The 15,247-nt window shown below is 64.8% G+C and carries 10 protein-coding genes and 1 tRNA gene; 10 read left to right on the top strand and 1 reads right to left on the bottom strand.

Annotation, left to right across the window (positions count from 1 at the left end):
* The 7 genes from H156_RS15655 to tadA all read left to right on the top strand — a co-directional run.
* Nucleotides 1-380: methane monooxygenase/ammonia monooxygenase subunit C (locus H156_RS15655; RefSeq protein ID WP_036245890.1), on the top strand; the 380-nt coding region annotated here is incomplete at its 5' end.
* 279 nt (nucleotides 381-659) lie between these two features.
* A complete protein-coding gene (locus H156_RS0101995; RefSeq protein WP_017364685.1) occupies nucleotides 660-920 on the top strand; it encodes a hypothetical protein in 261 nt (86 codons plus the stop codon).
* 78 nt (nucleotides 921-998) lie between these two features.
* A complete protein-coding gene (locus H156_RS0101990; protein ID WP_010959657.1) occupies nucleotides 999-3,131 on the top strand; it encodes a YgiQ family radical SAM protein in 2,133 nt (710 codons plus the stop codon).
* A gap of 27 nt (nucleotides 3,132-3,158) precedes the next feature.
* A complete protein-coding gene (locus H156_RS0101985; RefSeq protein WP_238536819.1) occupies nucleotides 3,159-4,091 on the top strand; it encodes a hypothetical protein in 933 nt (310 codons plus the stop codon).
* Between the two features lie 112 nt (nucleotides 4,092-4,203).
* Entirely contained in the window at nucleotides 4,204-5,667 is a 1,464-nt protein-coding gene (gene guaB / locus H156_RS0101980) for an IMP dehydrogenase (protein WP_017364687.1), read from the top strand.
* A gap of 21 nt (nucleotides 5,668-5,688) precedes the next feature.
* Complete coding sequence (gene guaA, locus H156_RS0101975; RefSeq protein ID WP_017364688.1) at nucleotides 5,689-7,263, top strand: glutamine-hydrolyzing GMP synthase; 1,575 nt, start codon at nucleotides 5,689-5,691, stop codon at nucleotides 7,261-7,263.
* Nucleotides 7,254-7,718 (top strand): tRNA adenosine(34) deaminase TadA, encoded by a 465-nt coding sequence (tadA, locus tag H156_RS0101970; RefSeq protein ID WP_017364689.1) that lies wholly within the window; start codon nucleotides 7,254-7,256, stop codon nucleotides 7,716-7,718. The genes guaA and tadA overlap by 10 nt, the downstream gene beginning before the upstream one ends.
* Here the strand turns inward: tadA and H156_RS0101965 are convergent.
* On the bottom strand, nucleotides 7,715-9,058 hold the full coding sequence (locus H156_RS0101965) for an MltF family protein (RefSeq protein WP_017364690.1): 1,344 nt from the start codon (nucleotides 9,056-9,058) through the stop codon (nucleotides 7,715-7,717). The two genes, tadA and H156_RS0101965, sit on opposite strands and share 4 nt — an antisense overlap.
* 56 nt (nucleotides 9,059-9,114) lie before the next feature.
* Between H156_RS0101965 and H156_RS0101960 the strand changes: the two genes are divergently transcribed.
* From H156_RS0101960 to H156_RS0101950, 3 genes are all read left to right on the top strand, one after another.
* Nucleotides 9,115-9,207: transfer RNA gene (locus tag H156_RS0101960), tRNA-Ser, on the top strand.
* A 247-nt stretch (nucleotides 9,208-9,454) separates the two neighbouring features.
* A complete protein-coding gene (locus H156_RS0101955) occupies nucleotides 9,455-10,864 on the top strand; it encodes a (Fe-S)-binding protein (protein WP_017364691.1) in 1,410 nt (469 codons plus the stop codon).
* 330 nt (nucleotides 10,865-11,194) lie between these two features.
* A complete protein-coding gene (locus H156_RS0101950) occupies nucleotides 11,195-15,229 on the top strand; it encodes a class II glutamine amidotransferase domain-containing protein (RefSeq protein ID WP_017364692.1) in 4,035 nt (1,344 codons plus the stop codon).
* The last annotated feature ends 18 nt before the right edge of the window (nucleotides 15,230-15,247 follow it).

Below are 15,247 nucleotides of genomic sequence, written 5' to 3'. Positions count from 1 at the left end.
GCACCTGGCATCAGACGATCGTGCGCGACACCGACTTCACGCCGTCGCACATCATCGAGTTCTATCTGAGCTACCCGATCTACATCATCACCGGTTTTGCGGCGTTCATCTACGCCAAGACGCGTCTGCCGTTCTTCGCGAAGGGCATCTCGCTGCCGTACCTGGTGCTGGTGGTGGGTCCGTTCATGATTCTGCCGAACGTGGGTCTGAACGAATGGGGCCACACCTTCTGGTTCATGGAGGAGCTGTTCGTGGCGCCGCTGCACTACGGCTTCGTGATCTTCGGCTGGCTGGCACTGGCCGTCATGGGCACCCTGACCCAGACCTTCTACAGCTTCTCGCACCTGTTCGAACGCGACCTGTGCCCGGACATCCGCTGATGCCGGCGTAGGTCCCCAAGGGCAGCCGCCTCCCGAGGGAGGCGACGATGCCGAAAAACCAGGGAGCCACCGTCCGCGCCCCCGGCTCGGGCGGTGGCTCTTTTCGTTCCAGTTTCACCGCCGCCGCCCTCGGGCGGGATAGGACATCCACCCATCCTCGTTTGCATAACTACTGACTCATTGTTACGATCGCGTTTCGACGCCCTGCGGCGCTCACCGGCAAGGCTCCACGCAAACACGAGACGACGCCTGTCGATGCCGCCCGATAACCGCACGGGGATGGAAAAACAAGAAAAAAAACGAGCCGCCCTGCGATGGGGGAAAACCGCGATCGGCGGGCGCTGGGGCTTGGTGGCTTGGGGCATCTCCGGCGCCAGCGCCATGGCGGTAGCCGTCTGGGGGCTGCAAACCGTGGCCATACCGCTCATCATGCTGAAGACCGCCTCCTGGGGAATCTGGGGATTCGGCGTTTTCAGGGAATCCCGTGCCCATCTGAAACAAGCCGGCCACGATGGCAAATCGGTCCCGCCGCGGGACTGATGCGGCGACGTACGTTCGGTCTGGCGGCAGCCTCGCCCGATCCGCTAGACTAGTCACCCCATTCAGGTCCTCGGCATCATGCAGCAAGCACGGGACATCTTCTCCTATCGAAAATTCTGGGCCAGCCGTTTCGGCATCGCCCCGCAATTGCCGCTGTCCCGCGCCGACATGGAGCAGCTCGGCTGGGACGCCTGCGATATCGTCCTGGTCACCGGCGACGCTTATGTCGATCATCCCAGCTTCGGCATGGCGCTGATCGGCCGCCTGTTGGAAGCCCAAGGCTTCCGGGTCGCCATCCTGGCCCAGCCGGACTGGCATTCGGCCGAGCCGTTCAAGGAATTCGGCCGCCCCAATCTGTTCTTCGGCGTGACCGGCGGCAATATGGATTCCATGGTGAACCGCTACACCTCGGACCGCCGCATCCGCTCCAACGACGCCTACACCCCCGACGGCGCCGCCGACCGCCGCCCGGACCGCTGCGTGCTGGTCTACGCCCAGCGCTGCCGCGAAGCCTACAAAGACGTACCGATCGTGCTGGGCGGGATCGAAGCCAGCCTGCGCCGCACGGCCCATTATGACTACTGGTCGGACAAGGTCCGGCGTTCCGTACTGGTCGACGCCAAGGCGGATCTGCTGGTCTACGGCAATGGAGAACGCCAGGTAGTCGAGATCGCTCACCGCCTCGCCGGGGGGGAACCGGTCTCCGCCCTCACGGACATCCGTGGCACGGCCTACCTCCGCCGGACGCCCGCTGCCGGCTGGCGCGAAATCGATTCCACCCAAATCGACCGGCTCGGTGCCATCAGCGCCGTTCCCGACCCCTATCGGGAATCCCCCGCCGGCTGTGCCCCGCCGGCGCCGGAACCCCGTGCGCTCGTCCACTTCACTCCCCCCGCCCGCGGCCGGAGCAATACGGTGATCCGCCTGCCGGCTTTCGAGGCGGTGCACGACGACCCGGTACTGTACGCGCATGCCTCGCGGGTGTTGCACCAGGAGACCAATCCGCACAATGCCCGGGCCCTGGTCCAGCGTCATGGGGCCATCGATGTCTGGCTCAACCCGCCGGCGCTGCCGCTGACCACCCGGGAAATGGACCGGGTCTACGGCCTACCCTACAGCCGCCTGCCCCATCGCAGCTACGGCGACGCCCGCATTCCGGCCTTCGAGATGATCCAGCATTCGGTGACGATCATGCGCGGCTGTTTCGGCGGCTGCACCTTCTGCTCGATCACCGAACACGAAGGACGGATCATCCAGAGCCGCTCGGAAGAATCCATCCTCCGCGAGATCGAAGTCATCCGCGACACCTCACCGGCCTTCACCGGAGTGATCTCTGATCTGGGGGGGCCGACAGCCAACATGTACCGGCTGGCTTGCAAAAGCCGCGCAATAGAAGCGAGCTGCCGCCGGCCCTCCTGCGTCTACCCCGGCATCTGCAAGAATCTCGGCACCGACCACGGCCCATTGATCCGCCTGTACCGCCGCGCCCGCCAACTCCCTGGCATCAAAAAGATCCTGATCGGCTCGGGGCTGCGCTACGACCTGGCGGTGAGGTCGCCGGAATACGTCAAGGAACTGGTGACCCACCATGTCGGCGGCTACCTCAAGATCGCACCCGAGCATACCGAACCGGGGCCGCTTTCCAAGATGATGAAGCCGGGGATAGGCACCTACGACCGCTTCAAGGCGATGTTCGACCAATATTCACGCGAAGCAGGAAAGGAGCAGTACCTGATCCCCTATTTCATCGCAGCCCATCCCGGCACCACCGACGAGGACATGTTGAACCTGGCCCTGTGGCTCAAGAAAAACGGCTTTCGCGCCGACCAGGTGCAGGCCTTCCTACCCTCACCCATGGCGGTGGCCACGGCCATGTACCACAGCCGCAAGAACCCGCTGCATCGCGTCTCGCGCACCAGCGAAACCGTCGAAACACCCCGCAAGCTCACGCAACGCCGGCTGCACAAAGCCTTTCTGCGCTACCACGATCCGGAGAATTGGCCGCTCCTGCGGGAAGCGCTGAAGCGGATGGGCAGGACCGACCTGATCGGCAATGGCAAGCACCATCTGATCCCGGCCTGGCAGCCGCAGAAGCCGGGCACCGCCGAGACCGTGACGCACCACGGCACCAGGCCGTTCCGGACCCGGCACGCCGTCCTGCCCCTGCGAGCCCGAAAGCCGGCGGGCCGCAAACTGAAAAAAGGGCGCTGAGCTCCCAGCCTCCGGATTTCGAGCCAAATGATAAAGAAGAGGTCTTCCGTCATGTGGGATTTCAATCTGCTTTCGGCCACCCGCACCCTAGAAAAGAGCATGGCCTTCGTGCTCCATCGCTGGCTCATCTATCTCGGCGTCGGGCTGGCCTACATCTTCGGCGCGATCATCGGTGCCGGCACCACCATCGGCATCGGCTCGCTGAGCTCCAACCCGACCGCGTTCGCCGGCACGGGTGCCTGGATCGGCATGGGCGTCGTCGGCTGGATCCTGTACAAGTTCCGCAACGGCTTCCTGACCGGCGTTCAGGCCCGCAACGCCGCGCTGCTCGGCGCCGAGGCACTCAGGGAACCGGTCCCCAAAGGCAAAGCACAGATCGACTACGCCCGCCGCCGGGTAGCGGAACGTCTCCCTCCTCCGCCGGCGCTGAGCCCGTTGATCGCGGCGATACGGTCGGTAGCCTCCGCGCTTCCCGGCTGGAAGGAACCAGCGCCGCAAACGCTGCCGCAACGCTGGCTGCTCCAGGCAAAAGGACTGCTTGTCACCACCGAGACACTGACCCTGCTCGGCTATCACTTCGCGCAGCCGGCCAACAGTTTCGCCCGCTCCGCGCGGGACGGCCTGCTCCTCCTGGCCGCGCATCTCCCCACGATCCTGCGTAACCGGCTGTACCTGTCCGGCTTCGGCTGGCTGGGCTGTTTCGCGGCCTTCCCGGTCCTGCTGGCAGCGATCCAGGGCATTCTCGCGGGTCTTCCGCTCGATCCCGGCATCTGGCCCTATGTGTTTGCGTTCCTGTTGGCCTGGACCATCAAGGCCGCTTTTCTGGACGCGATCGCCATGGCCGCCATGCTCGACTTGTTCCTGAAGCTCCCCGCCCCCAAGAATGGCAGCGAGCTCTCGGACGCCCTGGCGAGGGATTTCCCTGCGTTCGCCGGGATTTGCGCCCAGACGGACATCTGAACCGCCGCCGGCTCCACGCGGGGTCGGGCTCGGCAGGGCGGCAGGCATCAGACGGTTCACACGACCCAGAAAAAAGTTATAATGATAAATTTTTACCTGCCGGGAGCATACCATGCGTATCGAACAAGAAGCGCTGACTTTCGATGACGTCCTGCTGGTTCCTGCATATTCGAACGTACTCCCCCGCGACGTTTCCCTGACCACCCGGCTCACCCGGGCCATTCCCCTGAACATCCCGCTGCTCTCGGCCGCCATGGACACAGTGACCGAAGCCAGGCTCGCGATCACCATCGCCCAAGAAGGCGGCATCGGCATCATCCATAAGAACATGACCACCGAACGCCAGGCGGCGGAAGTCAGGAGCGTCAAGAAATACGAAAGCGGCGTGATCAAGGAACCGATCACCGTGCCGCCGACCGCGACCATCCGCGAAGTCATGGAGCTGACCCGGGCCCGCAACATCTCCGGCGTTCCTGTGGTGGACGGCGGCGAACTGGTCGGCATCGTCACCAGCCGCGACCTGCGTTTCGAGACGCGCTACGAAGAACCCGTCACCCGGGCGATGACGCCGAAGGAACGGCTGGTCACGGTGCAGGAGGGCTCCAGCAAGGAAGAAGCCATCCGCCTGCTGCATCAGCACCGCATCGAGAAAGTCCTGATCGTCAACGAGGCCTTCCAGCTCCGCGGCATGATCACCGTGAAGGACATCCAGAAATCCAAGGACTACCCGCAGGCCTGCAAGGACGAATTCGAACGCCTGCGGGTGGGCGCGGCCGTCGGCACCGGCGCCGGCACCGAGGAACGGGTCGAGGCACTGGTCGAAGCAGGCGTCGACGTGATCGTGGTCGACACCGCCCACGGCCACTCGCAGGGCGTGCTGGACCGGGTCCGCTGGGTCAAGACCCACTTCCCGCAGGTCCAGGTGATCGGCGGCAACATCGCCACCGGCGCCGCCGCCCGGGCACTGGCCGAAGCCGGCGCCGATGCGGTCAAAGTCGGCATCGGCCCTGGCTCGATCTGCACCACCCGCATCATCGCCGGCGTCGGCGTACCGCAGATCACCGCCGTCTCCAACGTCGCCCAAGCACTGGCCGGCACCGGCATCCCCGTCATCGCCGACGGCGGCATCCGTTATTCGGGCGACGTCGCCAAGGCGATCGCCGCCGGCGCCCATTGCGTGATGATCGGGGGGCTGTTCGCCGGTACCGAAGAATCGCCCGGCGAAGTCGAACTGTACCAGGGCCGTTCCTACAAGGCCTATCGCGGCATGGGCTCGATGGGCGCCATGGCCCAGCAGCAAGGCTCCAGCGACCGCTATTTCCAGGACAGCACCGAGGCCGAGAAACTGGTGCCGGAAGGCATCGAAGGCCGGGTCCCACACAAGGGCAGCCTCGTCGCCATCCTGCACCAGCTCGTGGGCGGCGTCCGCGCCTCCATGGGCTACACCGGCTGCCGCACCATCGAGGAAATGCGCGAACATGCGCGCTTCGTCCGGGTCACCACCGCCGGCATGCGCGAAAGCCATGTGCACGATGTGACGATCACCAAGGAAGCGCCGAACTACCGCCTCGACTGAACCCGTCCACCACACCCCCCGATGACCGACATCCACGCCCAAAAAATCCTGATCCTGGATTTCGGCTCCCAGTACACCCAGCTCATCGCGCGGCGGGTGAGGGAACTCGGAGTGTACAGCGAAATCCATCCCTACGACTGTGGCGACGATTTCATAACCGAATTCGCCCCGCAGGGCATCATCCTGTCCGGCGGCCCCGAAAGCGTCACCGGCACTGGCACGCCCCGCGCCCCGGCTTCGGTGTTCACCCTCGGCGTGCCGGTGCTCGGCATCTGCTACGGCATGCAGACCATGGCGGCCCAGCTCGGCGGCAAGGTGGAAGCCGTCGAACACCGCGAATTCGGCTATGCCCAGGTCCGCGCCCGTGGCCACTCACAGCTTTTGAATGGGATCGAGGACCACACCACTCCCGAAGGTCATGGACTGCTCGACGTGTGGATGAGCCACGGCGACCAGGTCGTCGGCCTGCCGCCCGGCTTCAAGCTGATCGCCAGCACCGAAAGCGCGCCCATCGCCGGCATGGCAGACGAGGAACGCCGGTTCTACGCCCTGCAGTTCCACCCCGAGGTGACCCATACCCGCCAGGGCAAGCGCATCCTGGAACGCTTCGTGCGCAAGCTGTGCCAGTGCGAGGCCCGCTGGACCACGGGCAACATCGTCGAAGACGCCATCACCAGGGTACGGAATCGGATCGGCGCCGAACGGGTGGTGCTCGGCCTCTCCGGCGGCGTGGACTCGTCCGTGGTCGCCGCCCTGCTCCAGCACGCCATCGGCGAACAACTGACCTGCGTGTTCGTCGACACCGGCCTGCTGCGGCTCAACGAAGGCGACCAGGTCATGGCCACTTTCGCCGAACACATGGGCGTGCGGGTGATCCGGGTCAATGCCGAAGAACGTTTCCTGCAGGCGTTGCAGGGTATCGCCGACCCCGAAGACAAGCGCAAGATCATCGGCCGGCTGTTCGTGGAGATCTTCGACGAAGAAGCCGCGAAGATCGAAGACGCCCGTTGGCTGGCCCAGGGCACCATCTACCCGGACGTGATCGAATCCGCGGGCTCCAAGACCGGCAAGGCGCATGTCATCAAATCCCACCACAACGTGGGCGGCCTGCCGGAGACCATGAAGCTGCAACTGGTCGAGCCGCTGCGCGAACTGTTCAAAGACGAGGTGCGCCAGATCGGCCTCGAACTGGGCCTGCCCTATGAGATGGTGTACCGCCATCCCTTCCCCGGCCCCGGTCTCGGCGTGCGCATCCTCGGCGAGGTCCGGAAGGAATACGCCGACCTGCTGCGCCGCGCCGACGCCATCTTCATCGAAGAGCTCTACCGCCACGACCTGTACGACAAGGTCAGCCAGGCCTTCGCCGTGTTCCTGCCCGTGAAATCGGTCGGCGTCATGGGCGACGGCCGCCGCTACGACTACGTGGTCGCACTGCGCGCCGTGGAAACCATCGATTTCATGACCGCCCGCTGGGCCCACCTCCCTTACGACTTCCTCGACCTGGTCTCGCGCCGCATCATCAACGAAATTCCCGGCATCTCCCGGGTCACCTATGACATCTCGGGGAAACCGCCGGCGACGATCGAATGGGAGTGAGCGAACCCGGCTCGGACGAAGCATGGATGCGCCATGCCCTGATGCTGGCCCGCACCGCCGAAACGGCAGGCGAAGTCCCGATCGGGGCCGTGCTGGTCAAGAATGGCGAAATCTTGGGCGAAGGCCATAACCAACCCATTTCCACCCACGACCCCACCGCGCATGCCGAAATCGTCGCCTTGCGCGCGGCCGGCGCGCGCCTGGGCAACTATCGGCTGGTGGATACAACGCTGTACGTCACGCTCGAACCCTGCGCCATGTGCATGGGTGCGATCCTGCATGCCCGCGTCGGCAGGCTGGTGTTCGGCGCCGCCGATCCCAGGCGCGGCGCGGCGATAAGCGCGCTCCGCCTGAACGAGGCCGAGTTTATGAACCACCGCGTCGAGCTGTTGGAAGGCGTGCTGGCCGAGGAATGCAGCCAGCTCCTCCGCGACTTCTTCCGGAACCGCCGCTAGCCCCGCCCGGACGGGCCGGAGCGTTTCTTCTCGCTGAGGCGCACCAGCAGATCGTAGTAATGTCGCACCCGGTTGACGTATTGGACCGTCAGCTTCCCCCGGGCCGAAGGGTGGCGGAAACGGCCGCCGGAGCGTCCAGCTCCGACCAACGGCAGGGTCTTCTTGACCTCGGCCCATTTGTTGGGATCGCGCCCCAGCTTCTTCGCGAGCCGGCGTGCAGTCTCGACCCGGCCCGGGCCCAGGTTGTAGGCGGAAAGAGCAAACCAGGTCCGGTCGGGTTCGGCGATCTCTTCCGGCAGGCGCGACCACACCGCCTTCAGATAGCGGGCCCCGCCATGGATGCTCTGCCCTGGGTTGTTGCGATCGACCCCCAGTTCGCGGGCCGTCGCGCCGGTCAGCATCATCATGCCGCGCACGCCTTCGGCCGACACCGCATGACCGTCCCATCGTGATTCCTGGAAAGCCACCGCGGCCAGCAGCCGCCAGTCCAGACCATGGCGCGCCGCCGCCTCGACGAAGGTCCTGCGGTATTTGCCCAACTGGCGGCCGTAAGATTCACGCAGATTCCGATCCAGAGCAGGGTCCGCACCCTCGTTGTGACCGAAATGGCGGTCGAGCAACGGGTCGAGACCTTTCCGCTCGCACATATCGCGCAGGAAATGCTCGGCCATCATCGCCAGATGGTCCCCCTCCGGCTCAGCGAACATCCATGCCAGCGCACGCGGGCCGCGAACGCCGGCGTTTTCGGGGAAGGCCCACTTCAGTGTGTGTACACGGCGTGGCGAGTATTCCGCAAACGCCATCCGCGGATTGAATTTTTGCGCACTGTTTCGAGCCATCCCCTTGAGACCGCCAGCAAGCGCGCCGACCCAGCCTCCCACGGGCGTCACCCCGGCGAATGGCGGAGGCCCGCCAGTGGGCAAGACCTCTCCGGCAACGGAACGGGAAGGCATCGCCGCGAAATCGGCCTCCCCGCGAAGCAGCCGCTCCGTCACCGGGCGCGCATTGGCTGGGATGAACCGGAGCCTGACGCCGAGGTGACTGGCGAATCTATGAAGCAGGTCGCGCTCGAATCCCGCCGTCCCCGAAGCGGGGCGGGACGAGGCAAAACGCTTGTCGCGGACCAGCACCCGCAATTCCCCGGCCGCCTTGATCCTGTCGAAGTGGGACAGCTTGCGCTGCTCCGGAAGCGGATCACCGCAGCCGTAAAGCTGGGACACCAGAAGCACCGCGGCCCCTGCACCGAGGCAGCGCCGACGGGTACGGCGACTGAACTTGCGAAACAAAAGCCTGGCTTGCCCGACTTTCAGAACGCCGTCCGCCATGAACTTCGAATTCATGTCACGCACCGTTCGTATGTCTGCAACGAATCAATTATGATATCATTGTCTGTACGGGAGAGGTACCGAAGCGGTCATAACGGCGCCGACTCGAAATCGGATGGTCGGGGAAACCCGGCACGAGGGTTCGAATCCCTCCCTCTCCGCCATTTACCCTTGTCACACCGTCTCATGACGTCCCAGAACCCGCGAGGCGTGGCGGGTTTTTTCGCGGTCTCGTCCCATCTCACCGGATGATAACGTCGGACGGATCCGCCGATCGGCGGCTTTGTCGCACTTCGCACACCCGACGAGCGCCTCACCCCCCCACGCTCAGAATAATAACAATGACTTGAACACAGCCACCGGCATGGCATCAGTCCTGCTTGGACGGATTCATTTGCAAGGTTCTGAAGCATGGAGACACAACTCGACTGGTCGGCCTACGACAGCTATGGCGCGGGCGATGCCTATGCGGCCGTGCCTTCCGAAGGCGGCGCCTATGGCAAGGCGGCGGCGGTCTGCATCGGCAACCGGCAGTGCCAGCGCACCGAAAAGGGCGTGATGTGCCCGAGCTTCCGGGTCACACGAGATGCGGCGCACTCCACTCACCACCGGGCCCAAACGCTGAAGGCGGCACTGAACGGCGAATATGGCCCCCAGCCCTTCGTCGGACCGGAGCTGGATGCCGCCATGGACCTGTGCGTGGGCTGCAAGGGCTGCAAACGGGAATGCCCCAACGGGGTTGACATGGCCCTGCTGCGCATCGAAGCGCTGGCGCAGCGCTGGAAACAGCTCGGCGGCGTGCCGCTGCGGGAACGCCTGCTGGCGCACATTCCGCACTGGGCGGGGAAGCTGGCCCGGCTGAACTGGCTGGTGAGGCTCCGCGCACGGATGCCGCTCCTGGCCAGGCTGGGCGAGCGCTGGATCGGCATCGCCGCCAAACGCTCGCTGCCCCTGAGCGCACCGATGGCGTTCCTCGCCACCGCCCCGACCGAACCGGTCGGCAACGCCGACGGACGCGAGGTCGTCCTGCTGGTCGACACCTTCTCCAACCATTTCGAACCGGAAACCGCGCAGGCGGCGCTCGACGTGCTTACCGCCGCCGGCTACCGGGTCCATGTCGCCCGCCCGCTCACCGGAGAACGACCGTTGTGCTGCGGACGCACCTTCCTCTCCCATGGCCTGATCGAGCAGGCGCGGACGGAGGCCGGACGCATGGTCGAGGCCTTGCGACCCTATGCCGAGCGCGGACTGCCCGTCCTCGGTCTGGAACCGTCCTGCCTCTTGATGCTGCGCGACGAATACTACGCGCTGGGACTGGGCGAGGCCGTGGCCGCCGTCGCGAAATCCGCCCTGCTGCTGGAGGAATTCCTGGCCCGCGAACACGACGCCAAGCGGCTCGAACTTCCGCTCCGCCCCTTGCCGCAGGCGCGGGCACTGGTCCATGGGCACTGCCACCAGAAAGCCTTCGGCGCGATGAAGTCGATGCGCAAAGTGCTCAGCCTGGTACCGGAGCTGCAGGCGGAACTCGTCGAATCGAGCTGCTGCGGCATGGCCGGCGCCTTCGGACTGGAAGCCGAACATTACGAAGTGTCCATGCAAATGGCCGAACTCGCCTTACTGCCACGGATACGCGAAACGGACAAAAACACTTTGCTCATCGCCAACGGCGTCAGTTGTCGCCACCAGATCCGCGACGGCGCGGGGCGGGAGGGCCTGCACTTGGCCAGGGTGCTCAAGGCCGCGCTCGCGGGCGGTGGTTCGGGAACCGGCAAAGCGAACGCTCAGCCCGCCTGTCCTGGCTCCTTTTCCGATCGACCCTGATCCTGCTGCCATTTCCCCGGACGGCCCATCCGCCCCTCCGCGCCCGGCCCAGCCTTCTGAAGAAAGGCCGATCGCACCACAAATAATCAATATGTCGCACCATATTGGTGCATTGCACTTTTTATGTGCGCGACATATTGACGCACCTCGCGCCATGCTCTAACGTAAGCCTGCTCGTATTGAATCGACACTTACAAAAAAACAATCGGCGCTTCGAGCCGGCCGGATCGATCCACTGCGATCCGGCATGCCGACGCAGCCTGGAGTCCCGGCCCTCGCCTTGGCGAAAGGATGCCGGAGACCCTTGCACCCTACCCGAGGATTGATGCCATGACAGGAAGCATCGTTCCGGCTTCGCGCGCGAAGCCGCGAGTTCTTTTGGAACTCATGCTGGCCCCGTTGCGGTTCACCAACGCCCTGGCCCTGGTGATACACGGCCTGGGCCATGCGCTCGCGTTGTTCGCGGTTACCCGCGATCCGTCCGCTTTCTCCGCCACCACGATTCTGGAAGGAATCCCGTTCCGACACCTCGGCAGGAGCCTTCTGCCATTCGGCCCGATTCCCCAGTTGTCCTCGCATTCTCCCCGCATTCCGGCATCCTCGTGCGAGGGCTGGCGCTGCCGGGTGGTCGCGGCGGCCGGCACCGTCGCCAATCTGTTGGCGCTCGCCGCCGCCTCCCGGTGCCTGGAAAGCTTTGACGGGATCGTGGCAGTGCTCGGCTGGACCTGTTTCTGCGTCAGCTCGATCCTTGCAATGCTTTCGGTACCGGATGTCCTGGCCGTGGTCCGCGGTTCTACGCCTTACTGGGCCTGTGGCCCGGCGTTCGCGGTCCGTTGCAACCTGCAAGGGGAAGAGAACGATCCCCTGCTGATTTCTGACCGTCTTCGGGAAATGGCGCGGATACTGGCGCGTGAGGCATCGACCCGCGGCGGCCAATCGGCGGGATTCTCGGTACTGGTGGACAAAGGCGGCGCCCAGTCGGTCATCTTCGACAAAGTCGTCAAAGGCAAGCGGGACGACATCGTGGAAGTGCTGTCCGGGCGCCTGGACGGCCTGCTCGAGAAAGCCGGCCGAGAAGGCTACAGGCGCCCCCCGGACTTCGAAGCCATCCTGCTCCATCTGCGTTACGCCACCGGCGGAGCGACGCATTGGCACAATGCCCAGCCGCACTGGTACGAATACTACGACGCGATGATGCACCACCGGGTGGAAGGCCAGACCCTGGTATCCCAGCCCGGCGAAGTGTTCAACATGATCGCCCACAATGGCGACATGGACGGCGTCTACCTCGAGTTCACCGTGGACGGCGAGAAACGCCGGCATTTCTTCACTCAGCAAGAAGCCCGTGGGGTATTCCTGAGCATGATGCCCAGGACCAGTTCCAAGGGCGACTCGGATTCCCGCAGCGTCGCCGAATGGGTGGATTTCATCTATACCCAAGGACTGAGCTACAAAGCGCTGCGTTACGCCTATTTCACCGCCGCATTGGATTACAACCGTGACATCGCCGGCGGGAACTTCAACCTCGATCTGCTCCTCCGCTGGGCCGAAGCCACCGATCTGGCGTTGTTGAATCTACGCAAGGAACTGGGCCAGCGCGCCCTGGCGGCCCCGGCACGATCCCTGGCGGACCTCTCCGCCGAGTCCAGGCAACGGTTGCGCGAAGTACTGACCCGGGAAGTCGGAACCGCCCTGGAAGCGGACGTCCTCCCCGGCTTTCTCGCCACCTTCGAGGAAGCCTTCTGCCATCACGACCTGACCTGGGTGATGCGCACCGCTTCGCGCGACCTGGTCGGGGAATTCGCGCTGATGGTCTGTTCCACCCTGGAGCCCCGCATGGGCGTGTTTTCCCTGACCCAGGCCTTCTCCCTCGGCCACAACCGCACCCGTGGGGAAATCTTCGGCAGCGCGGAACCCTTGGGCGTCACCTCGGCCCTGCACCAGGGGGAGCCGGACGACGACGCGCTGCAGATCTACCTGGAAGACGGCCAGTACGCCACCATCGAGTATCGTGCGGCGAGTCCTTCGGAATTCATCCGCATCTATGACCGCGCCAAGGTGGGCGACGATTTCCTGCAAGCGCCCCGGCCCTCGCCCAAGGCATTGCCGCCGGGAGCGGAACAGCGGGCGGCGGGCGTCCGGTCCAACTGGTTCGCCGTCAACGACAACGCCAAGATCAGCCGTAATCATCAGCTGCCGGCGCCGGGGAATGCCGTGGAAAAAGACCTGCGGGAGATCCCTTTCGTGCTGAAGCGGGTGCTCGACTCGTTCGAACCCGGCGGCGAGAACCACGCCACGATGAACCACTTCGGCGAACTGCTGTTCCAGAATCTGCTGAATCCGAACCGGGACCCGCGAATGCACGACCTCGTGCTCTACGGGGTGGACTTCAACCAGGACCTGCTCAACGAATTCGCGATCGCCCTGCACTCCGTCCTGCCGGGCCTCCGCATCCGGGCGGAAAATTCCGGCAACGTCCTGAAAGAGATGAAGCGCACCCAGCGGGAAGGCATCGGCTGCTACGGTCCCTCGACCGTGTTCCTGGGCGTGAGCAATTCCGCCCAGACCCAGTCCACACTGGCCGTGGTGCGTAAGGCGCGCGACCTGGTCGGCGCGGAGCGCTGCTTCGTCCTTTCCCAATCGTTCCTGAACTCCATGACCGAAGCCCTGGGCCAGGGCTATCAGCCCGATGATCCGATTCTGCCCAACACCTTCGTCAACCTCAGCCACCTCTCCCCCGATGGCACCAGCGGCCGGCGTCGGGCCGAAGCGGCGACCATCGTGGTGGTGGCGACTCAGGCGGTGCTCACCGAAATTCTCATCCACCTGGCCCGGAAGGCCATCGAAGCCTATAGCACGCTGAGCCGGGAAGTCCTGACCGGACAAAGCGGCGACTTCGAACTGCGCAGCGACCTGCAGATGTCCGACATCAAGGCTTTCCGGGAATTCCAGGCTGCGGTCTACGGCGTCGACATTCCCAACCGGGTCGGCTGCAACGCGGCCGGTGAACGCATCGACTCGCCGGATACGGAGGCGTTGAACCGCGAAGCCGCGGCGCGGGCGGAAAACCAGGTGGAGTTCGTACGCTCCTATGCCATTTTCGCGGCCTACATCGTGATCGCCACGGTGTTCGGGGTGCCGGTGTTCGGCCTGCTGTTCTCCCCGTTCGATTTCCTGGCCGGCGTCGGCTTGGCGGCCCACGTGCTGGACGCGGCGCTGTTCCTCACCGCGCTCTGGCTGATCCATCTCGGCGTCCGCCGTTGGCAGGGGCGGCCGGTGTTCGAGCGGATCGGCGCGCGAGCGGAAGTCTATATCGACCGCAAGTACATCGCCCGCATCGTCGAGCGTTACAACGCCACCCTGTTCTCCAACATGCCGGCGTTCCTGACTCCGTTCTTCTACTGGGCCGACACGGTGCGTGACGCCTTGCACCGCTATGGCATCCGGGCCCATCGGGGAGTGGTGACCATTCACCGCCTGCCCGACGAACGCATGGGCATCGAGGAAGCCAACAACGCCGCCGAGGAGAACATGGTCTACGCCCAGCTCGGCGGCATCCGTTTCAACGGCGGGCAGCCGCAATCGCGGGACAAGGTGCGCCAGGGCTCCTGCTATGTCAGCGCATCGCGCCCCTACCAGACCGTACTGTCCGACAGCCTGGCGGGCCTGCGGGCGAAATATGACGGCAAACTGTCCCCGGAAGTGTTCCGCCTGGTGAACCGCCGGCTGATCGACCTTTGCGACGGTCTCATCACCGAATTCGTGATCGGTTTCCGGCGCAAGGAAATCGTCAACCGGGCGCTGTGGGACGTGATCCGCTGGATTCCCGGCGCAAGCCTGGTGTACGAAGTGTTCCTGCGCAACGGGCTGGATCTGACCAACCTCGCCGGCGAGGCCGATACCGCCAACCAGGCACAGATCCAGTCCACCAAGCATCCGGTCTCCCCGCTGGACATCCATACCCGGACCATGGTTCCGAGATCGACTTTCGACGCGTTGCGCACGGAAGAGCAGGCCCCCGACGACTCCTTCGCCGTCCTGGTGTTTTCCGAACACCACCTCGCCCTTCATCTGAACCGCCACGCCATGCTGGAGCAGCCGCAGGGACGGGTACAAGAGGTGATCCTGAAACCGGGGCGGGGCAGCGACCGCGGCCGCCTGATCAGCGAAACGGGCGATGCCGCAGCGGGCGAATTCGTCGGCACCCTGGACCGCATCGACGGCGAACCGTGCCTGGTCATCCGCAACAAAACCGCCGACCTGAGGATGGCCGTCCTCTTGGGCAGCCTGAATCCGGAGCAGCGGCATTACCTGCTTCACCATTATCACCTCGGCTCACCGAGCCATTTGGAAGCAGCGGCCTGACACACCGCTACACAGACT

This window comes from Methylococcus capsulatus str. Texas = ATCC 19069 (assembly GCF_000424685.1).
GTDB classification, from domain to species: Bacteria; Pseudomonadota; Gammaproteobacteria; order Methylococcales; family Methylococcaceae; genus Methylococcus; species Methylococcus capsulatus.
Note: the sequence above shows the minus strand (reverse complement) of the source record. Positions and strands in the feature narration are given on the sequence as shown.